This window comes from Leptolyngbya sp. KIOST-1 (assembly GCF_000763385.1).
Taxonomy (GTDB): Bacteria; Cyanobacteriota; Cyanobacteriia; order Phormidesmidales; family Phormidesmidaceae; genus Nodosilinea.
This window is the reverse complement of sequence record NZ_JQFA01000004.1, coordinates 1,530,608-1,550,859: the sequence shown is the minus strand read 5'-3', so window position 1 is coordinate 1,550,859 and position 20,252 is coordinate 1,530,608. Positions and strand designations below refer to the sequence as shown.

Genomic DNA, 20,252 nt, shown 5'->3' with positions numbered 1-20,252 from the left:
AAGGCGACCCTTGCCCCTGGCCAATTGCGCCGATTGCGATGGATTCCCTGACCCGGTACCCCAAGACCCGCCGCACCAAGATTGTGGCCACCATTGGCCCCGCCAGCAGCTCCAAAGCCACCCTCAAGCGAATGATCGACGCGGGCATGAACGTGGCCCGGCTCAACTTTTCCCACGGCAGCTACGACGACCACGCCCGCACCATTGCCCTGCTGCGCGAGGTCTCCGAGGAGCACGACACCCCCATCACCCTGCTGCAAGACCTGCAGGGACCCAAAATTCGGGTGGGCGAGCTGCCCACCCCCATTGAGCTGAAGGAGGGCACCAACGTCACCCTGGTGCCGCTGGACCAGGCCAGCGCGGTGGACGGCATTGGCATTGACTACCCCTACCTGGCCGAGGAAGCCCAGCCCGGCATGCAGATTTTGCTCGACGACGGGCTACTGGAGCTACGGGTGGAAAAGGCTGCAGACGCCCGGGTGATCTGCCGGGTGATCCAGGGGGGAGAGCTGAAGAGCCGCAAGGGGGTCAACCTGCCAGACCTCACCCTGCGCCTGCCCTCCCTCACCGCCAAAGACCGCCAGGACATCGAGTTTGGCGTGGCTCAGGGGGTGGATATTGTGTCGCTGAGCTTTGTGCGTCAGGCCCAGGATATTCTTACCCTGAAGGACCTGCTGGCCAGTCTGGGGGCCAGTCACACCCCCGTGCTGGCCAAAATTGAAAAGCCCCAGGCGATTCACAACCTGAACGACATTCTGGCGGTGGTCGATGCCGTGATGGTGGCCCGGGGCGATCTAGGGGTGGAGATGCGGGCCGAAAAGGTGCCCATGCTGCAGAAACACATCATCCGCGAGTGCAACCGCCGCTGCATTCCGGTGATCACCGCCACCCAGATGCTGGAGAGCATGATTCACAACCCGCGCCCCACCCGGGCCGAGGCCAGCGACGTGGCCAACGCCATCCTCGACGGCACCGACGCGGTGATGCTGTCGGGGGAGTCGGCGGTGGGGGCGTTTCCGGTGCGGGCGGTGGAGATGCTGGCCCGCATCGCCAGCGATGTGGAGCAGGACCTGGCCTTTGCCAACGAGCCCGCCACCCTCAGCGACGAAACCCACGCCCTCAGCGAAGCTCTCAACGCCATCGACCAAACCCTCTCCCTCAAGTACATCGTCTGCTTTACCGAGACGGGCTACACCGCCACCATTGCCTCGGGCGAGCGCCCCAACGCCCTGGTGATCGCCTGCACCCCCAAACAGACGGTCTACCACTGGATGAACCTGATCTGGGGGGTCAAGCCCATTCTGCTGGACGATTTTCCCCACAGTTTTGAGGAGATGGTGACGGTGGCGGAGGAGAGCCTGCGATCGCGCGGTTTAGTCGTCCCCGGCGACAAGCTGCTGGTGATGGGCGGTGTGCCCGCCAATACCCCCAAGGGCACCAACTTCCTCAAAATTCACACGGTCTCCGCCTGATGCCGATTTGGACTACCCCCCCCTGGCGTTTATCCGGCCGCAGAGCCCAGAAATTCGAGCGCCTGGGGATTGACGTTGACCGTAACCGTGCAGGAATTGTCTGCCTCAGCCAAACAGTGGTAGGGCAGCTGTTGGTCGTCCAGATGAATGCCAAATTCCTGGCCCTGGAGTTGCAGGTGGCGGCCCTGATACTGCTTGAAGGGGGCTGGGGAGTTGTGACCGGTTAAGCAAGCGGTCAGGTATTCGCTCAGCGGCTCCCGCTCGTGCTCATGCACCACGACTACGGTCAGTTGTCCATCGCTGAGGGCCTTGTGGGGCGCGAGGTGAAGGTTGGGACCCACGTACTGAATGTTCATACCCCCCCCTGGCGTTTATCCGGCCGCAGAGCCCAGAAATTCGAGCGCCTGGGGATTGACGTTGACCGTAACCGTGCAGGAATTGTCTGCCTCAGCCAAACAGTGGTAGGGCAGCTGTTGGTCGTCCAGATGAATGCCAAATTCCTGGCCCTGGAGTTGCAGGTGGCGGCCCTGATACTGCTTGAAGGGGGCTGGGGAGTTGTGACCGGTTAAGCAAGCGGTCAGGTATTCGCTCAGCGGCTCCCGCTCGTGCTCATGCACCACGACTACGGTCAGTTGTCCATCGCTGAGGGCCTTGTGGGGCGCGAGGTGAAGGTTGGGACCCACGTACTGAATGTTCATCACCTCCAGCAAAAGGTACTGGCCTGAAATATCCTGCCCATCCAGAGAAAGGGTGATGGTTCGAGCCGGACAGCGAGATATTTCCTCTTTTAGCAGCCCTAAAACAGTCTTCAACTCCTCGTCTGCGGTCGCCGACTGCTCCACATAATGACTGTTGTCTGCTCGGGACATGGTTTGGGCAAACAGTCCTACCCCTAAACTTTCAATCAAATGGGTTTTGCCCCAGGCACCGCTGGCGATCGCGGTGTCAACCTTAACCCGTGGCGCGGTGGCCCATCCGGCAATCAGCTCCTCCAGGGGAGTATTCATTAGGCCCAGGGTTTTGGCAATGTTGTTGGCTGTTCCCAGGGGCAGAACAGCGATCGGGACGGGTTGTTCAACCAGCCGTTTAGCCACTTTACCAACGGTGCCATCCCCCCCAGCGGCAACAACTAAATCCCCCGGTTCTTCCAGGGCGGCTGCCCAATTGTCGTCGCCAGTTGACCGGTAGCTAACCTCATGGCCCGCCCGCTCAATGGACGATAAAAGTCCTTCTTTGGAAGGTTGATCGTCATCACCTGCTTTGGAATTATGAATCAGCGTAACTCTCATAGAAATTCTCTAAACGCCCTATCACCAAATCTGGAACAAGATTTGAACAGCATAAAGATTGACGGCTCTGGTATTCCTCAGCAAAGAGGCAGATAGCCGTCAGACGAGAGGAGGAAAAGAGGTTGAACCATGCGCATCCTGATCGCTAACGACGACGGCATCTACAGCCCTGGAATTGCGGCCCTAGCCGAGGTGGCGGCGAAGTTTGGCGACGTGCGCGTGGTTGCCCCCGATGTGGAAATGTCTTCGGCGGGGCACTCGATTACGGCGTCCCGCCCCCTGTCCTACAAGCGCACCCCGATCCAGGGCTTTGAGGCCTATCGTGTCAATGGGACGCCCGCTGACTGCGTGGCCCTGGGGGCCTACCACTGGGACAAAGTGGACATTGTGCTCTCAGGCATCAACCTGGGCAGTAACTTGGGCAACGCCATGTGGCACTCCGGCACCCTGGCGGCCGCCAAGCAGGCGGTGCTGCTGGGCCTGCGCGGCATTGCCCTGAGTGCGCCTATCACCGACAGCGAACCGAACTTCGCCCTGCTTAAGCCCGCCCTGGAGGAGGTGTTGGACCTGCTGCTGTCCGACCCGGCCCTCCCCCTGGTCAATGTCAACTTTCCCGATCGCGAACCCCAGGGCCTGCGCTGGACCCGGCAATCGGTGCGGCAGTACAACGGTCAGGTCATGCCCAGCCAGGACCCCATGGGGCGACAGCACTACTGGTTCACGGTGGTGCCGCTGGAGGCCGCCGAACCGGGGACCGATCGCTGGGCCGTGGAGCAGGGCTATGTGTCTATCACCCCCCTGCGCCTCGACCTGACCCACGAGCAGGAGTTAGCCCAGGCTAAATCGAGACATCCCTTCGACTGACCCACACCCACCGATATGACTTCGCCCCCCCTGCGCCCCAATCCTGGGGGATCTGAAGCCCCCAAAATTGGGGGTTTGGGGGCCAAAACACGTGTAGGTAATATTCTGTTATGACCATGCATCAACCCTGGCGCGGTAAGGGGTTTGCCGGTTGAATTTATCGGTTTGAAGGCCGCGCAGCGGCACTAGTTCTGCCCCATCTGCCGCGGGGCCACCGCCCGACAGGGGTTGCCGTAGCAGACCTGCCCCGGCGGCAGCGACTTAAACACGCTGCTGCGGGCACCCACCACCGTGTTGGCCCCCACCGTTACCCCAGGGGCCACAAAGCAGTCGGTCGCGATCCAGGCGCCGTTTTCTACCGTCACGGGGGCGACCATCAGACCAAAGTGGGGGTCGCCGATGTCGTGACTGCCGGTGCAGAGATAGCTTTTTTGTGAAATCACGCAGTGCTGGCCAACGGTGATCTGGGCCAGGCTGTAGAACACCACATCGTCGCCAATCCAGCTGTGGTCACCGATGGTGACGTTCCAGGGGAAGGTGAACCGCGCCGTGGGGCGAATCACTACACCCTTGCCGACGGTGGCCCCAAATCGCCTCAGTAGCCAGCACCTGGGCCCGTGGGAGGCGTGGGGCGTGAGCGGAAAGATCACCGCCTGGAGCAGCCACCACAGCAAAATTACGCCCTTGGAACGCCCCGGTTTGTACCAGGACTGGTCGTAGGCGTCCAGGTTTATCCAGGGGCGATCGCCCCCGCTGGGGAGACAGTCAGTAGAGTCAACAGGGGAAACAGCCATAGTCAGCCGCGATCGAGGAGGTCTAAGGAGCCGATTCTACCGGAACAACCGCCGGTTGAACCGCTGGCTGTGGCTGGGCCGGGCTGCCTTGGGGAGTAACGTTGAGCTGCCCGCCAAACTGGCGTAGCTCAAACAGCTTCACCCCGATCTGGTACTCATACTGGCTCAGCAGTCGCCCGTAGATATAGCCGGCCCGTCCATCCAAAAAGCCCAGCCGCAGCACGTAGAACAGCACAAACCGCAGCAGGGGCTTGAAGGGCAGCCGCACCCAAATTTTCTTTAAAAACCGTTTGCGCTGCACCGCATCGCCAAACAGATTGGCCCCAATCGTGCCGCCGTCCCCCATGCCCGTGAGCAGGTTGTAGTAGACCTGGGCCTCCCAGTTGGAGTAGCGGTTGTGGCGGGCCAGCCAGTGGTACAGATCGCGAAAATCCTCGTGGAGCATGTCGTGCTTCAGGTAGCCCACGGCCCCCTCCACCATGACGTGCTCGTGCACTTCGTTGTCGCCGGTGTTGGGGATATCGGCGGTTTGCAGGTTTTCGTAGCGACCCGCCCGGTGGCGAAACAGGCGCAGGTTCCAGTCGGGGTACTTGCCGCCGTGGCGAATCCAGGTGCCGAGGAAAAAGACGCGCCGGTTCAGGTAGTAGCCGTCAAAATCGGTTTGCTGAATGGCGACGGCAATTTCGTCCCACAGGTCGGGGGGAATGCGCTCGTCGCAGTCCACAATCAGCACCCACTCGTGGCTGAAGGGCAGGTTGTCCAGGGCCCAGTTTTTCTTTTTGGGCCAGTGACCGTTGAACTCAAACTGCACGACCTTGGCCCCGGCCGCGGTGGCAATGTCGACACTGCGATCGCTGCTGTGGGAGTCCACCACAAATATCTCCGCCGCCCGCTCCAGACTAGCCAGGCAGGCGGGCAGGTTTTGTTCCTCGTTTTTAGCCGGAATCAGCACGGAAATGGGTACTTTGGGGGTCGTCGCCATCGGGATTCCTTTCAAAGCGTAGTTTGATCGTGGATTAACGAGCTTGGCCTAGCAAAACAGTAGTGATTCCAGGTTAAGGGCAGGCCCGGGGCCGAGATGTCCAATGGCGCAGTCCACTCACCAGGTAGCCCAACTGCCCGTAGGCGTAGACCAGGTTTTCAAACCGCAGCGCCGGGTCCTGCCAGCTTTTGCAGGCTTTTACCAGGCCTCTCAGCAGACACAGCCCCCGAACCCGCAGCCGTTGCCCGCTGAAGCTGTGGGTGAGGTATTCGCGGGAGCATTCGCTGATGCCCTGCCACCAGCTGCGACGCAAAAACCAGCGGCGGCGCAGCCGCTCCGGGGCCACATTGTGGGCCACCTGGGCTGCGGGCACAAACAGGACCTCAAAGCCAGCGGTTAGCGCCTGCCGGGTCAGGTGCAGTTCTTCGTTAGAGAGCAGGTTTTTGCCCACTCGCCCCAGCTGCCGATCAAACCCGCCGACAGAGTCCAAAAAGCTTTTCCTGACCGCGTAGTTGAGGCCCCGGGGCGTTTGGCCCGCGTCGGCAATGGGGTGAACCGTTGGCCCCAGATCGTAGGCCCCCAGACTCTCGGACAGGGTGGGCGACAGCCAGCTGGGGGGCACCACCCCTTGGGGCCAGATCAGGCTGACGGCACCGCCTGCGATCGCAGCCTGGGGATAGGCGGCAAAGGCCGCCGCCAGGGCCGTCAGCCAGTGGGGCGAGGCTTCGGCATCGTCGTCCAGGTAGGCGAGAATGCTGCCCCGCGCGATCGCCGCTCCCCGATTGCGCGCCGCCGACAGCCCCAGGGTACTTTCATAGGCGTAGATGAGTCGGGGATGGGGCAAAAAGGTGTCTACCACGGCCCGGGTATCGTCGGTTGAGGCGTTGTCAACCACAATCAGCTCGAAAGCTCCGTAGGTCTGCCCCAGCACACTGGCGATCGCGGCCCCCAGGTAGCTGGCCCGGTTGTGGGTGCAAATAATTGCCGAGATCAAAGGCTGAGTCATAGTCGGAGCATCGCCGTTAGGGCATCGCCAAAAGAACCGCATCCCACCGCCAACAAAACAAACGTGGGCAGTTCAGAATCACACTGATTCTAAACTGCCCATTTCGCGGCCCAGACTACCGGTACAGCCCAGAACCAGGATTTTTGCGAGGCCCCCAGGGCCTAGCGGTGGCGGGGGTGGGGTTGATAGTACACCTTGCTGCCCTGGTCAGCGACGTAGTGGCAGGCCCAAAAGGAGCGGGCAAAGCTGCGCCACACCGGCTCCTTTGAACAGCGGTAGTAGTCCCCCAAAATTGGCTTAATGGCTGCCGTCGCCGTCTTCAGGTGATAGTGGGGCATGTTTAGAAAGATGTGGTGGGCCACATGGGTGCCGATGTTGTGGTGGATCGGGTTGATGAAGCCGTAGTCGCGATCGATGGTCGAAAGCGCCCCCTTGAGAAAGTACCACTCATCGCCCCGGTACCAGGGAATATCCGGCTCGGTGTGGTGCAGAAGCGTGACAAAGTCGAGCCACATCACAAACACCAGGTAGGGGATTATGTAGTACGTGACCAAAAACAGCAGCCCCTGACTCACCCCCAGCCAGACCAGAAACAGGACCATGGCCGACCAGCAGATCGTGCTGACCACAACCCCGCGCCGCTCCGTCGGGCGAAACAGGTCGCTGCCGGGCATAAAGTGAGAGCCATTGCGCCCCGATGACCTGAAAAACAGGTAAAACGGGTACGCCCACAGCGAGCCGTAAAACCGCACAAACTTCTGGGCGGCGGGCATGGCGCGATAGGTCGACTCACTCACCGGGTACCAGCTCTCGTCGGTATCGATGTTGCCTGTATTGGCGTGGTGGGTGCGGTGGCTGATTCGCCACCCGTGGAAGGGTACCAAAATGGGGGTGTGGGTCAGGTGACCGACCAGGTTGTTCAGCCACCTGTGGCGCGAAAACGAGCCGTGGCCGCAGTCGTGCCCCACCACAAACAGCGCCCAAAACATGGTGCCCTGGGCCAGCCAAAAGATCGGGAAAAACAGCCAGGAATTGAGTGCGTAGGCCATGGCGTACAGGCCTGCAATCACCCCCAAATCCAGGGCAAGATAGGCGAGAGACCGGGTGGTAGAAGGCTGAAAGCAGTAGGCTGGAATAGCGGCCTTGAGGTCTTGGAGGGTAAAGTTTAGCTCTTGGGCCGATCGGACATGGGCTGATAGTTCTATATCTGGAGCCCCGATCGGAACGCGATCTACTTGCACAAAGGTACCAATTTAACCATAGAGACGAACGCCCAGCTGCTTTTACAAACATGAGAGGGCGTTACATAGCTTAACCTTCTGCGGCATAAAAATTCTATCCCGCGGCTGGTGTGGCCCCAGCAATTTGAACTCCAGTCATTTGAAACGGTGCTGCCTACGGTGCGCTCACTGGGCGCTGGACATAGTAAGCGCTAGGTGTAGACGGTGGGGACTACGACAGTCGTTGCCCCAGCAGCGACCCCAGAATCGGGTGGTCTTCTACCCAGACCGAGACCGACCCGCCGTGGCAGCAAAACTCCGCCCAGCCATCGGCATTGGTGGTAATGGTCTGGGACATATGCCCGGTCAGGTCGTAGAAGGTGGTGTTAGGTCGCCCCACCTCCATCCATTTGGTGCCCGCATCCCCATTGCTCAGCAGTACCGCCATAGCCCGACCGCGATCGCCCAGGCCCAGCCGAGTCCAGCCCACCACGTTGGGATGGTCAAAGTAGTCGTACTGGGGACCGTAGGCAAAGTACTTGCGGCCCACCAGTAGCCGATCCAAAATCCTCCGGTGGGAGTCCATCCAGATCTCGTACTCATTGCCGTCGCGGCCTCTATCGACGTAGTGGGCGCCGTAGTAGTCGCAGTAAAAAATACAGGGATAGCCCTCCTGCCGTAGCAGAATCATGGCGTAGGCCAGCGGCTTGAACCAGGCTTCTACCACCGACTCCAGGCTCTGTAGCGGCTGGGTGTCGTGGTTTTCGACCAGGGTGACCGCCAGCTGCGGCATTTCCTTCACGACGGTGTTGTCAAAAATTCGGCGCAGATCGTAGCGGCTGCCTGCCCGGCTGGCCTGGTAAAAATTGTGGTGCAGCGGCGCGTCAAAGAGATCGAGCCGACCGCCGGAGTTGCCCGCATACCAGCTCAGCGTGCCCAGGTCGTAGGTCCAGTACTCGCCCACGCAGAACAGACTGCGCTGGGCGTAGTGCTCTAGATGGTCCAGCCAATCGACAAAAAAGTCGCCGCAGATATGCTTGATCGCATCCAGCCGAAAGCCGTCTACCCCAACCTGATCAAGCATCCATTCGCCCCAGTATTTCAGCTCGTCGCGGACCTCGGGGTGGTCGATATCGAGATCACAGCCCATCAGGTAGTCATAGCTACCCAACTCCCAGCTCACCTTGTCCTCAAAGGCTTTATTCTCAATCAGCCAGACAGCCTGATAGTCGGGGTCCCAGCTGTTGTAGTCAACGGCATCGAAGTGGTACCAGTGCCACTTCATGCTCGAATATTTATCGCCCCGGCCTGGAAAGTTAAACCCCGTCCAGGATTTGATTTTGCGCAGGTTGCCCAGGGGTCGGCGGCGATCGCTGGGATCCATCGGAGTCGCGTTAAACTCTTCCTCAAAATCGGCGGCCATTTTGTGGTTAAACACCACATCGGCATAGATGTTGATGCCCAACTCCCGGCAGGCTTTCACCGCCGCCACATACTCATCCTTGGTGCCGTACTTGGTGCGGATCGAGTTCTGCTGATCAAACTCCCCCAGGTCGAACAGATCGTACACTCCGTAGCCTACTTCCTTGCCGCCGCCCATACCCTTGTAGGCCGGCGGTAGCCACAGCGCCGAAATGCCCGCCTCGGCCAGGGACTGGGCCTCCGCCCTAAGCCGATTCCAGTGGCTGCCATCGGCGGGGCAGTACCAGTGGAAGTACTGCATTAGGGTGCCGTTCAACTCCCCCTGGCTGTGTCGACGCTGCAGCAGATCGGCGTTGGCCCGCAGCCAGTCCCGCAGCGCGGTTTTAGCGGTGTCAGTCGCCTCGGCGCTCAGCGTCGACCCAAACCGTTTAAATCGATCCTTGAGCTGCTGAAAGGGTGTCACCATAGCTACCACCGTGGGGGGATGCGCTCCCTTATGATAGGGTCAAACTTTTGAAAACCCGAGCCCCGGTTCCGTGCGGACCCCTGGCCCTAGCCAAACACAAGCAGCCACAGGGGAATGGTCAGCAGGAGGGCGCCCGTAGACAGGGCAATGCTGGCCGCCGCTAGCTCCCGATCGAGCTCATACTCCTCAGCCAAAATCAGCCCCGCAAAGGCGCTGGGCATACCCGACATCAGCACCAGCACCAGCACCGCATCGCTCGGTAGTCTGGCCCCCCAGGCCACGGCCCCAACCACCGCAGGCAGCACGACAACCTTCAGCGCAGCGGGTACCAAGGCCAGCTTGAGGCTGCTCCAGCCCTGCAGCTGGCTCAGCCGTAGCCCCATCAGCAGCAGCGCTACCGGAATGACCACCCACACCGACCGGTGCAGCGCCGCCTCCACCGCCGGTGGCCCAATCCACCGCTGGGAAGCGGTGCCCAGGCCAAACGCCCACAGGGACGGGACAGTCACTACATCGCGCAGTTGCTGCCAGCGGGACTGGGCATGGGTACCGCGCCCAAACCAGCTGGCTAGATATACCCCCAGCCCGTAGGTGCCCACCACATTTTGCGTCACGCTGTAGAACACAGCCCAGCCCAAATAGGGACCGCTTACCAGCGCCGGGACGATCGCCAACCCCACAAATCCCGTGTTGCCCAGCATGGCCGCAAGCACAAAGCTGCCGTGGCGAGGCCGATCGGCCCAGGTCATCACGGTGTTTCCCCACGGCGGCAAATCTGCATCGGCCTCCTGGGCTGGAGGCGTTGCCGCACCCACAACCGCCAACGCCACGGCGGCCTCGCCAGCGGTGCTTCTCCAGCGCACCAGGGCCAGGCCCGCCAGCCCCAGGCCCAGCCCCAGCCCCAGAGCGAGTACGGTGTACAGCGGTGCCAGCCCCGTGTCTTGAGCAAAATGGGTCTGGCGGGCCAGGGCAAAAATTTCCAGAGGAATCCCTACCCAGTACAGCGATCGCCCCAGCAGTCGCGGCAGAGCCCCGGGCGAAAACTGACCCAACACCACGCCTAACCCCGTCCACAACAGCAGCGGAAAGTAAGCTTGAATCAGAGAATCACGCATTTAAATCGTTCGTTATATCACTTAGCTCAGTCAGTATTTTACGCAGCTTTGGCCGAGGTAGCGCTACATTGGTGCGATCGCAGCATCTTTCCCCATGCAATTTTCAGGTCCTGTCAACGGCCCCAGGCCAATGCTTTAAAGCAACGATTGGCCCAGCTTTGACTCCAGTGCTCAATGCCTTAGCCAATCCTGATCAGCCTTATTCCATGGGGGTTAGCCAGTCAGGAACAAGCTGTGATTTAAACCCAAACCAGGGCTAATTTCATCGATCAAGGGAAGGATTGAGTATAAAAAAAACGGCTCAGCCTGAAATTATACGGATAGGTCTTTGTGCTATTAATCTTGGCCTCACAAAACTGTATCAATCCCATGAAAACAAGGCCCAAAATCTAGTCCCTTCTCTTTATTTTTGGTTTGATAGCAATAAGCGCTCAGGACTGCTCTACTGCGGATTTTCAAAGCAGCGCAGATCCAAAGGCCTCACTGTTCAAGTGTCATCATAGAGGTTGCATCGCCGCTACGGACTGCTTTTCGCCCCTTGCTCAGTCATGCCCGATGCCCCTGCAAGCCTCCGGCAGGTTCGATTCTCTAGCCCCCAGTCTCCTCTGATGACTCCTGTTTACACTTTGCTAGGGAGTACACTTTCTAATCATGGCTACGTCTGCACCCCATCTTTCCACTGAGGCTCAGGTTGGCGTTTACGAGTGCGCCGTCACCATCAAGTTTCGCATCCTGGAAGAAAATGGCGTCATTGCCAACCGCGATCGCCTGCTCGAACTTTTGCTCGATGCCTATTCCTACGGCAGCGATGAGTTTGTAGAACCGCTAGAGGCTCAAGTCGAAGTCAGCGAAGTTTCAGAAATCGCCGCCTCACCCCGGATGCGGCGGCAGTTGATTCGGCTCCGCAACCTGCCCGTCGCCTAGCTCTGCTGTCCCGTTGTCGCCGGGGCCCAGCCCTCGCTTCCCCGCCAGGAACTGAACAACCTGGTTCCCTCAGGGCTCCTGGGCCCGTATATTGATTAGTAGGGCCAGAGTAGGTTTGGTGATCCCTCAGCCCTGTAGTCGCTGTAGCTCAGACCCATGAACCGTCACGTTCCCCAGGTGAAGCTTGCCCAATTTACTCAGCTATTCTGGCGAGGCCTTTTAGGGGTCCTCTTGCCGCTATGCCTGACGCTGGGACTGGGGGTTGGTGACGCCGAAGCGGTAGCCGTTTTTCAGGTACCCACCGTGGCGGCGGGAGACTCCACCTGGATTGTCGATGAAGCTGGCATCATCAGCCGCATCAACGAAAATAAGATTTCGAGCCGCTTCGGCGATCTGGCCAAAGCCACAGGCAATGAGGTTCGGCTGGTGACCATCCACCACTTCGACTACGGCGAAACCATTCAGACTTTTACCGATAAGCTTTTTGAGCGCTGGTATCCCACGCCGACCGAGCAGGCCAACCAAACCCTGCTGGTGCTGGATGAGGTGACCAAGACCGTTGGCATTCGCGTCGGTGATCAGTCGGCGACCCAGCTCGATGCCGAGATTGCGACCAGCGTGGCCCAGGAGACCGTGCTCTATCCCCTGCTGGAGGGCGATAAGTACAACCAGGCTTTTCTGGCGGCCAGCGATCGCCTGGTGGCCGTGCTCAGCGGTGAAGCCGACCCCGGACCGCCGGCCTTCGACGATTCTTTCAACAGCGAGAGCACCTTTGCCAGCGCCGAAGAAACGGCCGAGAATCGCGGCAACAGCACCGTTGTTGTAGTGGTGCTGCTGGTACTGGCCACGGTTATTCCCATGGCCACCTACTTCTGGTATGTGGGCTTTGGCAACTGAGCCAGATCTACGGCTGGGCTTGTTCATTAAACATTAACCAGGCCCGCCACCAGAGGCTGTACCGCTCTTCTAGCGCTTGACGGTGGTGGGATTTTGCCCATCGACGACCAGGGGGCAGGGGCTACCGTTGTTGGCGTCGGGAGGAATCAGGCCGACAATGTGGGGAACTGGACGGGGAATATACCCCACCAGGGACTCGCCCTGGTGGGCCAGCGAGGCACTGGCCCCAGAATCGAGCATTACCGCGTCGCGAAGCCCTGCCTGATGCAGCATTTCGCCAAGCTGGACCGAATCCACCATGGTGTGGGTGACCCCTACCACCGGTTGTCCAGCGGTGTTGATACCCCAAAAAGCCCGGTGCCGCTGGGCGTCGTAGTCAAACAGGGTGCCAAAGCTGCTGGCGGGCTGAGGCAACCCATCCCTCACCAGCCAGGCCGCCGCTACAAAGGCATCGGTGACACCGGGCAGCTCGCGGGCCAGCCCCGCCAGCGCGTTGTGGCGATCGGCATCAAAAGGAACAAACTGTACCCCGGAAGGCGAAATCAGCACCAGGGGACGACCGTTGAGCTTGGGAGTCTCCCCTCGGTAGCCAGGCACAAATTGACGGGTGCTCTGACTCAGGACCGGACCAATCATGACGTTGGAGTCCAGGTACTGCAGGGAGAAAAACCCACCGTCCACGGCCCCAGCTATGTTGCTACCCGCCGTGATTTCCTGCACCTGGTAGCGACTGTTGGCGTGAACGGTGACCGGCTGTCCTCCGGTAATTAAGGAAAAGGACTGTCTGTCCAGGTTAATCTTTTGGACCTCTACGGGGCTAGTAAAGTCAACCTCTGAGTTGGCGACGGCAACCGGGGCCACCCCAGGCGCAGGGGGGCCACCCCAGGCCACATCGAGGAGGGCCTCGAGGCTGGACTGGCCAAACCGCTCGATCGCCAGCAGTGACTCTGAAGCCCCGGCAAACTGCTCGTTTTGCTGGCGCATGGTAAACGCGGCCAGATAGCCAGCTTCGGCCACCGCCTCAGCCACTCGCTCATCGTAGTAGCCGGTGGGGTAGCTGAAGTAGCGGATGGGAATGCCCAACTGCTCCTCCAGCCGCCGTTTCGACTCCACAACTTCATAGGCCAGGCTGTCGTCGTCGAGGGTGCGCAAGTCGGGCGGATGGGTAACGCTGTGGGAGGCGATGGTGACCAGGGGGTCGGCGGCCATGGTCTGGAGCTGTTCCCAGGTCAACGTCGACCGCCCGACCACCTCACCGTCAACCTTGCCCGTAAAGACAAAGAAGGTGGCGGGCACCTGGTACTTTTGCAGCAGCTGAAACACATGCTCGTAGTGGCCGACGTAGCCGTCGTCCAGGGTAATCAGCACCGGCTTTTCGGGCAGGGGAGCGCCGGTACGCAGGTGCTGCACCAGCTGGTCGGGGCTGATCGGGGTAAGACCGTTCTCTAGAATAGTTGTCAGATGGGCTTCAAAGTCCTCGGGGGTGAGATCAAAAAACACCTCCGGTGGCTCGAGCACATCGTGGTACATCAGGACTGGCACCCGCGCCTCTGCGGCCTGGGGATGAATGGCAGGCCAGGGCTGCGCACCTAGCTGAGCGATCGCCTCGGTCCCCAGGGTACGGATGGCTGCCCCCAAGTTTGCCCCTTCAAACAGCTTTGAGCTGGTATCGCTAGCCGTCACTAGTGCGGTGACCGGCTGGGATTGGCGGCAGAACCGCTCACTGCTGACCATCGTGGGGAAAGCGTCTACCCCCGGCGCATTCATCAGGGCAAATAGCCGGGCATCTAAAGCCTGAGATGGAGGGGCAGAGCGAGGGGTAATGCCGCTCCCGACGGAAATCGATCCAGTACTCAGCGCGCCGGCCAGAGGGACTGAGGCCCCCAGCAAAAACGCGGCCGACCCAATGCTCCAAAGCGTGCGTGACTTCGATGGCTGAATGCCAGATCTTTTCTTAGCGCTTTTAGCCATCTCTAACACTCCCCACCGGAACCAGAGCCCCGGCCAAAACCCATTACATATTACTGGTGAACGTTGGCTTTGTTCGTCTAAGACAGCCGGTTTTTTGATTAAGGAACCGTTAAGGCCAGCTTCTGGAGAAAGGCCATTCTGAAGCACAACCGAGGGCGTAGTATGAAACAAACCCGTTGCGCGATCGCCGTTCTCTATGCCGATTACCATTGCTTACCTGGGGCCTGAGGGCACCTACTCTCAACTCGCCGCTCTGGCCTACAGCCTGGATCTGGAACAGCGCACAGGCCACTCCGTGGAGCTCAGGGCTCTGCCCAGCATTCCTAAAGCCATGCAGGCCACCGCCGACGGGCTCACCAACCTCACCATCGTGCCGGTGGAAAACTCAACGGAGGGAGGGGTCACCACCACGCTCGATACCCTCTGGCGGCTGCAGCAGCTCAACATCCACCACGCTATGGTCATGCCCATTCGCCACGGGCTGCTATCCCACGCCCAGGACCCGGCGGCCATTCGGGTGGTTTACTCTCACCCTCAGGCCCTTTCTCAATGTCAACTCTGGCTAGAAAACAAGCTGCCCCAGGCCAGGCTGATCGCGACTCGGTCGACCACAGAGGCCCTGGAGCACCTGACCGACAATGAAACGGTGGCCGCAATTTCCTCTGAATGGGCTGCCCAGCTCTACAATCTGCCTATTCTGGCCCACAATATCAACGACCACACCGACAACTGCACCAAGTTTTGGGTCCTCAGAAGTGACGACACCGAAATCCCCGTGGACGGCCAATATACTTCCCTGGCATTTAGTTTGCCTGTCAACGGTCCTGGTGCCCTGCTTAAACCCCTGGAGGTGTTTGCTCGCTACGGCATTAACCTCAGCCGCATCGAGTCCCGCCCAACCAAGCGATCGCTGGGGGAGTACCTATTTTTCGTAGATTTAGAGACCAGCGCAGCCACTGTCCAGGGTCAGCAGGCCATCCAGGAGCTCACCACCTGTACCGAAACCCTGATCAACTTTGGCACCTACAGCCTGGTGACCGCCGATCCCAGTCTGGCTGCCACCAAGGCGAAAGCTCAGTCGTTTAACCCTACTCAAGCACTTCCTTGAGCGCGGTGCGGGCCGCCAGGTGGTTGCGGGTGGAGGTCAAAATCTCCGCCTCGCGTTCCAGGCGCACGCTGGTGTCGTCCATTTCTAGCAGAGCCTGCTGCTCCAGGGCCACCCCGTGCAAATTGCTCGCCACCCAGTAGGACAGCTCAATGGGGATGTCGGGAATATTGTCGGGCAAGTCGATGTCCTGGTTGGTAAGCTTGGCGGACAGGTGCACCACATCGCGCAGCAAACGGTCCACGTCAGAAGCGAGGGGGTTGAGATCCTGGCTGGTGGGCTTGTCCTCCAGCCACTCCACCAGACCCACCCGGTAGGGCTTTTCGCGCACGTAGCTGAGCACCCGGAACCGCTGCTGCCCAATGGTCAGAATCTTCAGGCGATCGTCGGGTAGCCGCTGGTAGTGAAGAATCTCAGCGCAGCAGCCCACCTGGGCCGGCTGCCCCGTCGTCGGATCGAGCATCAGGACGCCAAAGCGGCGATCGCTCTGGAGAATCGTGTTCATCATGATGCGGTAGCGGGGCTCAAACACGTGAAGCGGCAGGTGCCTCCCCGGAAACAAAACCAACTCAGGTAGCGGGAAAAGCGGGAGTTCTCGCACAGATATGGACTCGGAGAATGCCATTGTCGCCTCTTGCGGGTTTCAAGCACGCCGTACCAGAGCAGGGCAGGCTGTAACACTTGTTTACATGGAAGTATTCTAACCCAACTCCCATGGGAAATGCCGGGGGTCAGAGCATCAGTTACCCAGCCGGGCCCGACCGTAGGCCCTAAAAAAACCCGCTAAATTGGAACATCTAGCGGGTCACAGGTGACGTCTAAAGCTTCACTTCAATGTCTACCCCAGCCGGCAAGTCCAGCTTCATAAGTGCATCAATGGTTTTGGAGGAGGGCTGGTAGATGTCAATAATGCGGCGGTGGGTGCGGCTCTCAAAGTGCTCCCGAGAATCTTTATCTACGTGGGGAGAGCGCAACACACAGTAAATGCGGCGCTTGGTGGGCAGCGGAATCGGGCCAATGGCTGTGGCGTTGGTGCGATTGGCGGTGTCCACAATTTTTTCGCAGGAGGTGTCCAGCAGTCTGCGGTCAAAAGCCTTCAGGCGAATACGAATTTTTTGTTGCTGAATAGTAGCCATAGGTCGGAGAGATAGATTGTCAAGGTACGAATGGAAGAAGCAAACCTGGGAGACACACAACAGGGGCAACCCTGTTAGGTTTGCCCCTGTGCCCTAGAAGTAGCGCTAGACTACTTCAGAATTTTGGAAACCACGCCCGCTCCCACGGTGCGGCCCCCTTCACGGATAGCAAAGCGCATGCCCTGCTCAATGGCGATGGGGTTGATCAGTTCCACGGTCATTTTGATGCGATCGCCGGGCATGACCATTTCAGCATCACTGCCATCGTCAGCGGTGAAGGCTTTGATGGTGCCGGTCACGTCGGTGGTGCGGACGTAGAACTGGGGCTTGTAGCCGGGGAAGAACGGCGTATGACGGCCACCCTCTTCTTTCTTGAGGATGTACACCTCAGACTCGAACTGAGTGTGAGGGGTGATGCTGCCGGGCTTGGCCAGCACCATGCCCCGCTCAATGTCTTCCTTCTGCACACCGCGCAGCAGCAGACCGACGTTGTCCCCAGCCATCCCCTCATCCAGGGTTTTCTGGAACATTTCCACCCCGGTCACGGTGGTGCTGCGGGTGTCGCGAATGCCGACCAGCTCAACGGTTTCGCCAACCTTCACCTTGCCGCGCTCAATCCGCCCAGTGGCAACGGTGCCTCGACCGGTGATCGAGAAGACGTCCTCAACGGCCATCAGGAAGGGCTTGTCCACATCCCGCTCAGGGGTGGGAATATACTCGTCAACGCTATCCATCAGCGCCAGAATTTTGTCAACCCACTCGTTGTCGCCACGACTGATGGCGGGGGTTGCGGTCAGAGCCTCAACCGCCAGCAGCGCCGAACCCGAGGTGATGGGGATGTCGTCTCCAGGAAAGTCGTAGGAGCTCAGCAGCTCGCGGACTTCCAGCTCAACCAGTTCCAGCAGCTCTTCGTCGTCAACTTGATCCTGCTTGTTCAGGAACACAACGATGCTGGGGACACCCACCTGCTTAGCCAGCAGAATGTGCTCCCGGGTTTGGGGCATGGGGCCATCGGCAGCGGAGCAAACCAGAATGGCACCGTCCATTTGAGCTGCACCCGTGATCATGTTCTTCACATAGTCAGCGTGGCCAGGGCAGTCAACGTGGGCATAGTGGCGAGTTTCGGTTTCATACTCCACGTGGGCCGTGTTGATGGTAATACCACGGGCCTTCTCCTCAGGAGCCGCGTCAATCTCGTCATACTTACGAGCCTTAGCGCCACCAGCCGCAGCCAGCGTCATGGTGATAGCAGCCGTCAGAGTGGTCTTACCATGGTCAACGTGACCGATGGTGCCGATGTTGACGTGGGGTTTAGTGCGTGTAAACTTTTCGCGTGCCATTTACGTTACTTGTCCTTTCCTTTCTAAGCGTTCCCAGTGTTTTTAGAGATAATGGCCTCAGCCACGTTTCGAGGAACCTCGCCGTAGTGGCTAAATTCCATCGAAAAAATGCCCCGACCCTGCGTTTTTGAGCGGATGTCGGTAGCATAACCAAACATCTCAGCTAGGGGAACATGGGCTGTAACTTTTGCAACGCCAACTTCTGTTCCCATACCCTCGATCTGGCCCCGGCGGGAGTTCAAATCTCCCATGACGTCACCCAGAAAATCTTCTGGAACTTCAACCTCGACCTTCATGATCGGCTCTAGAAGGACAGGAGACGCCTTCAAGACGGCTTCCTTCATCGCCATTGAACCGGCAATTTTGAAGGCCATCTCTGATGAGTCTACATCGTGATAAGACCCATCGACCAGAGTAACCTTCAAATCAATCACCGGGTACCCAGCTAGGATACCAGATTCGCAGGCCTCTTTCATGCCCTGTTCTGCGGGAGCGATATATTCTTTTGGAATTGTCCCCCCCACAATTTTAGACACAAACTCAAACCCACTGCCCTCATCGGTGGGTTCTACCTCAACCACAACGTGGCCGTACTGGCCCTTGCCGCCGCTCTGGCGAATGAACTTACCCTCGGCATTGGTGGGCTTGCGAATCGTTTCTCGGTAGGCCACCTGGGGAGCCCCAATGTTGGCTTCAACCTTAAACTCGCGCAGCATGCGATCGACAAGAATGTCGAGGTGCAGTTCACCCATACCGGCAATCACGGTCTGGTTAGTCTCAGGATCGGTGCTGACCCGGAAGGTGGGATCTTCCTCCGATAGGGACTGCAGAGCCTTGGCGAGCTTGTCCATATCCTGCTTGGTCTTGGGCTCTACGGCTACTGAGATCACCGGCTCAGGTACGTAGAGGGACTCCAGCACAATGGGTTCCGCCGGATCGCAGATGGTGTCGCCGGTAAAGGTGTCCTTGAGCCCGATCGCGGCGCCCAGGTCCCCGGCCCGCAGCTCATCGACTTCGATGCGATCGTCGGCCTTAAGCACGATGAGGCGGGAGATCCGCTCTTTTTTATCTTTGGTGGCGTTGTAGATGTAGCTGCCTTTTTGCAGCACACCGGAGTAGACCCGCACGAACGTAAGTCTGCCGTAGGGGTCTGCCATGATTTTAAAGGCCAGGGCCGCCAGGGGCACATCGTCATCGGCGGCGCGTTCAGCCACCTCACCATTGGGCAAATGGCCCTGGATGGGGGGAACCTCTAGGGGCGAGGGAAGGTAGTCCACCACGGCATCTAGCAGCAGTTGCACCCCTTTGTTTTTAAAAGCTGAGCCGCACAGGACCGGAACGATCGTCCCCTCAACCGTGCCCCGGCGCAGAGCGGTGACAATTTCCTCTGAGGTCAACGACTGCCCCTCAAAATACTTTTCCATCAGGGCGTCATCGGTTTCGGCCACGGCTTCAACCAGCTTGGCTCGATACTCCTCTGCCACCTCCAGCACATCGGCTGGAATTTCTGTGTCTTCGAAGTTTTGGCCCAGGTCGTCGCCGTAGATTCGGGCCCGCATGGCAACGAGATCGACCACACCCTGGAAGTCAGCTTCGGCACCAATGGGGATCTGCACCGCCACGGCGTTAGCCCCCAGGCGATCGCGTAGTTGATTGTAGACCTTAAAGAAGTTAGCCCCGGTGCGGTCCATCTTGTTGACGAAGGCAATCCGGGGCACCCGGTAGCGATCGGCTTGACGCCAAACGGTCTCCGACTGGGGCTGCACGCCGCCCACCGAGCAAAAGACGGCAATTACTCCATCCAACACTCGCATAGAGCGCTCGACCTCAATGGTGAAGTCAACGTGCCCTGGGGTGTCGATAATATTGATCTGGTGGTCGCGCCAGCTGGTACTAATCGCCGCCGCGGTGATCGTGATCCCCCGCTCACGCTCCTGTTCCATCCAGTCAGTGACGGCTGTTCCCTCGTGCACCTCGCCAATCTTGTGGACGATGCCCGAGTAAAACAGAATGCGCTCTGTGGTAGTGGTTTTGCCGGCGTCGATATGGGCCGCAATACCGATGTTTCTAACCCGCTCTAGGGGTGTCGTCCTGGCCACAGTTCCCTCCTGGTCATTTTCAGAACAGCCGTTTCGGAATGTCCGAACAGGTCAAGTGCCCGCACATTTTCCCCGAACAAATTTATTGTAGGAAGCAGAAACAGCGATCGCCAATGAACTAGACGCTCTGGAACCACAATCACCCAGAAG

Annotated in this window: 18 protein-coding genes; 5 read left to right on the top strand and 13 right to left on the bottom strand. The window is 59.3% G+C overall.

The window, feature by feature from the left end; genetic code table 11:
• Positions 1–38 precede the first annotated feature (38 nt).
• Positions 39–1,472, top strand: coding sequence for a pyruvate kinase (pyk, locus tag NF78_RS23970; RefSeq protein WP_035992355.1), 1,434 nt, complete (start codon positions 39–41; stop codon positions 1,470–1,472).
• Positions 1,473–1,501: 29 nt separating this feature from the next.
• Here pyk and NF78_RS23965 read toward each other — a convergent pair whose 3' ends face one another.
• Complete coding sequence (locus NF78_RS23965) at positions 1,502–1,828, bottom strand: hypothetical protein (protein WP_035992352.1); 327 nt, start codon at positions 1,826–1,828, stop codon at positions 1,502–1,504.
• A 15-nt stretch (positions 1,829–1,843) separates the two neighbouring features.
• Positions 1,844–2,761, bottom strand: a complete 918-nt coding sequence (locus tag NF78_RS23960) for a diacylglycerol/lipid kinase family protein (protein WP_072016236.1) — start codon at positions 2,759–2,761, stop codon at positions 1,844–1,846.
• A gap of 129 nt (positions 2,762–2,890) precedes the next feature.
• Here NF78_RS23960 and surE point away from each other — a divergent pair, with 129 nt between their 5' ends.
• Complete coding sequence (gene surE / locus NF78_RS23955) at positions 2,891–3,625, top strand: 5'/3'-nucleotidase SurE (RefSeq protein WP_035992346.1); 735 nt, start codon at positions 2,891–2,893, stop codon at positions 3,623–3,625.
• 185 nt (positions 3,626–3,810) lie between these two features.
• Here surE and hpsU read toward each other — a convergent pair whose 3' ends face one another.
• The 6 genes from hpsU to NF78_RS23925 form a co-directional block, all read right to left on the bottom strand.
• Entirely contained in the window at positions 3,811–4,419 is a 609-nt protein-coding gene (hpsU, locus tag NF78_RS23950; RefSeq protein ID WP_052050893.1) for a hormogonium polysaccharide biosynthesis acetyltransferase HpsU, read from the bottom strand.
• A gap of 22 nt (positions 4,420–4,441) precedes the next feature.
• Positions 4,442–5,401, bottom strand: coding sequence for a glycosyltransferase family 2 protein (locus NF78_RS23945; RefSeq protein WP_035992343.1), 960 nt, complete (start codon positions 5,399–5,401; stop codon positions 4,442–4,444).
• A gap of 73 nt (positions 5,402–5,474) precedes the next feature.
• Complete coding sequence (locus NF78_RS23940) at positions 5,475–6,407, bottom strand: glycosyltransferase family 2 protein (protein WP_035992340.1); 933 nt, start codon at positions 6,405–6,407, stop codon at positions 5,475–5,477.
• Between the two features lie 161 nt (positions 6,408–6,568).
• On the bottom strand, positions 6,569–7,648 hold the full coding sequence (locus tag NF78_RS23935; RefSeq protein WP_081972880.1) for a fatty acid desaturase: 1,080 nt from the start codon (positions 7,646–7,648) through the stop codon (positions 6,569–6,571).
• Positions 7,649–7,859: 211 nt separating this feature from the next.
• Positions 7,860–9,515: an alpha-amylase gene (locus tag NF78_RS23930; RefSeq protein WP_072016235.1), complete on the bottom strand. Its 1,656-nt coding sequence runs from the start codon at positions 9,513–9,515 to the stop codon at positions 7,860–7,862.
• Positions 9,516–9,601: 86 nt separating this feature from the next.
• Complete coding sequence (locus tag NF78_RS23925) at positions 9,602–10,630, bottom strand: AEC family transporter (RefSeq protein WP_035992338.1); 1,029 nt, start codon at positions 10,628–10,630, stop codon at positions 9,602–9,604.
• A gap of 651 nt (positions 10,631–11,281) precedes the next feature.
• On the opposite strand from NF78_RS23925, the gene NF78_RS23920 reads away from it, so the two are divergent.
• Positions 11,282–11,554 carry an Npun_R1517 family heterocyst differentiation transcriptional regulator gene (locus NF78_RS23920; protein WP_035992335.1) on the top strand — a complete coding sequence of 91 codons (273 nt, stop codon included), beginning with the start codon at positions 11,282–11,284 and terminating at the stop codon, positions 11,552–11,554.
• A gap of 156 nt (positions 11,555–11,710) precedes the next feature.
• A complete protein-coding gene (gene psb32 / locus NF78_RS23915; protein WP_035992333.1) occupies positions 11,711–12,451 on the top strand; it encodes a photosystem II repair protein Psb32 in 741 nt (246 codons plus the stop codon).
• A 69-nt stretch (positions 12,452–12,520) separates the two neighbouring features.
• On the opposite strand, the gene NF78_RS23910 is transcribed toward psb32, so the two are convergent.
• On the bottom strand, positions 12,521–14,422 hold the full coding sequence (locus tag NF78_RS23910; RefSeq protein ID WP_156119945.1) for a polysaccharide deacetylase family protein: 1,902 nt from the start codon (positions 14,420–14,422) through the stop codon (positions 12,521–12,523).
• 196 nt (positions 14,423–14,618) lie between these two features.
• Here NF78_RS23910 and pheA point away from each other — a divergent pair, with 196 nt between their 5' ends.
• Entirely contained in the window at positions 14,619–15,530 is a 912-nt protein-coding gene (gene pheA / locus NF78_RS23905; protein ID WP_035992331.1) for a prephenate dehydratase, read from the top strand.
• Here pheA and NF78_RS23900 read toward each other — a convergent pair.
• The 4 genes from NF78_RS23900 to fusA form a co-directional block, all read right to left on the bottom strand.
• A complete protein-coding gene (locus tag NF78_RS23900) occupies positions 15,511–16,128 on the bottom strand; it encodes an LON peptidase substrate-binding domain-containing protein (RefSeq protein ID WP_318655507.1) in 618 nt (205 codons plus the stop codon). The two genes, pheA and NF78_RS23900, sit on opposite strands and share 20 nt — an antisense overlap.
• 217 nt (positions 16,129–16,345) lie before the next feature.
• Positions 16,346–16,654, bottom strand: a complete 309-nt coding sequence (gene rpsJ, locus NF78_RS23895; RefSeq protein WP_216277822.1) for a 30S ribosomal protein S10 — start codon at positions 16,652–16,654, stop codon at positions 16,346–16,348.
• A gap of 119 nt (positions 16,655–16,773) precedes the next feature.
• Positions 16,774–18,003, bottom strand: coding sequence for an elongation factor Tu (gene tuf / locus NF78_RS23890; protein ID WP_035992325.1), 1,230 nt, complete (start codon positions 18,001–18,003; stop codon positions 16,774–16,776).
• Positions 18,004–18,026: 23 nt separating this feature from the next.
• Complete coding sequence (gene fusA, locus NF78_RS23885) at positions 18,027–20,102, bottom strand: elongation factor G (RefSeq protein ID WP_035992322.1); 2,076 nt, start codon at positions 20,100–20,102, stop codon at positions 18,027–18,029.
• Positions 20,103–20,252: the final 150 nt, after the last annotated feature.

Bases quoted from the DNA above. Each gene is read 5' to 3' on its own strand.
- pyk (WP_035992355.1), top strand. From the start codon at position 39: ATGGATTCCCTGACCCGGTACCCCAAGACCCGCCGCACCAAGATTGTG.
- NF78_RS23965 (WP_035992352.1), bottom strand. From the start codon at position 1,828: ATGAACATTCAGTACGTGGGTCCCAACCTTCACCTCGCGCCCCACAAG.
- NF78_RS23960 (WP_072016236.1), bottom strand. From the start codon at position 2,761: ATGAGAGTTACGCTGATTCATAATTCCAAAGCAGGTGATGACGATCAA.
- surE (WP_035992346.1), top strand. From the start codon at position 2,891: ATGCGCATCCTGATCGCTAACGACGACGGCATCTACAGCCCTGGAATT.
- hpsU (WP_052050893.1), bottom strand. From the start codon at position 4,419: ATGGCTGTTTCCCCTGTTGACTCTACTGACTGTCTCCCCAGCGGGGGC.
- NF78_RS23945 (WP_035992343.1), bottom strand. From the start codon at position 5,401: ATGGCGACGACCCCCAAAGTACCCATTTCCGTGCTGATTCCGGCTAAA.
- NF78_RS23940 (WP_035992340.1), bottom strand. From the start codon at position 6,407: ATGACTCAGCCTTTGATCTCGGCAATTATTTGCACCCACAACCGGGCC.
- NF78_RS23930 (WP_072016235.1), bottom strand. From the start codon at position 9,515: ATGGTGACACCCTTTCAGCAGCTCAAGGATCGATTTAAACGGTTTGGG.
- NF78_RS23925 (WP_035992338.1), bottom strand. From the start codon at position 10,630: ATGCGTGATTCTCTGATTCAAGCTTACTTTCCGCTGCTGTTGTGGACG.
- NF78_RS23920 (WP_035992335.1), top strand. From the start codon at position 11,282: ATGGCTACGTCTGCACCCCATCTTTCCACTGAGGCTCAGGTTGGCGTT.
- psb32 (WP_035992333.1), top strand. From the start codon at position 11,711: ATGAACCGTCACGTTCCCCAGGTGAAGCTTGCCCAATTTACTCAGCTA.
- NF78_RS23910 (WP_156119945.1), bottom strand. From the start codon at position 14,422: ATGGCTAAAAGCGCTAAGAAAAGATCTGGCATTCAGCCATCGAAGTCA.
- pheA (WP_035992331.1), top strand. From the start codon at position 14,619: ATGCCGATTACCATTGCTTACCTGGGGCCTGAGGGCACCTACTCTCAA.
- tuf (WP_035992325.1), bottom strand. From the start codon at position 18,003: ATGGCACGCGAAAAGTTTACACGCACTAAACCCCACGTCAACATCGGC.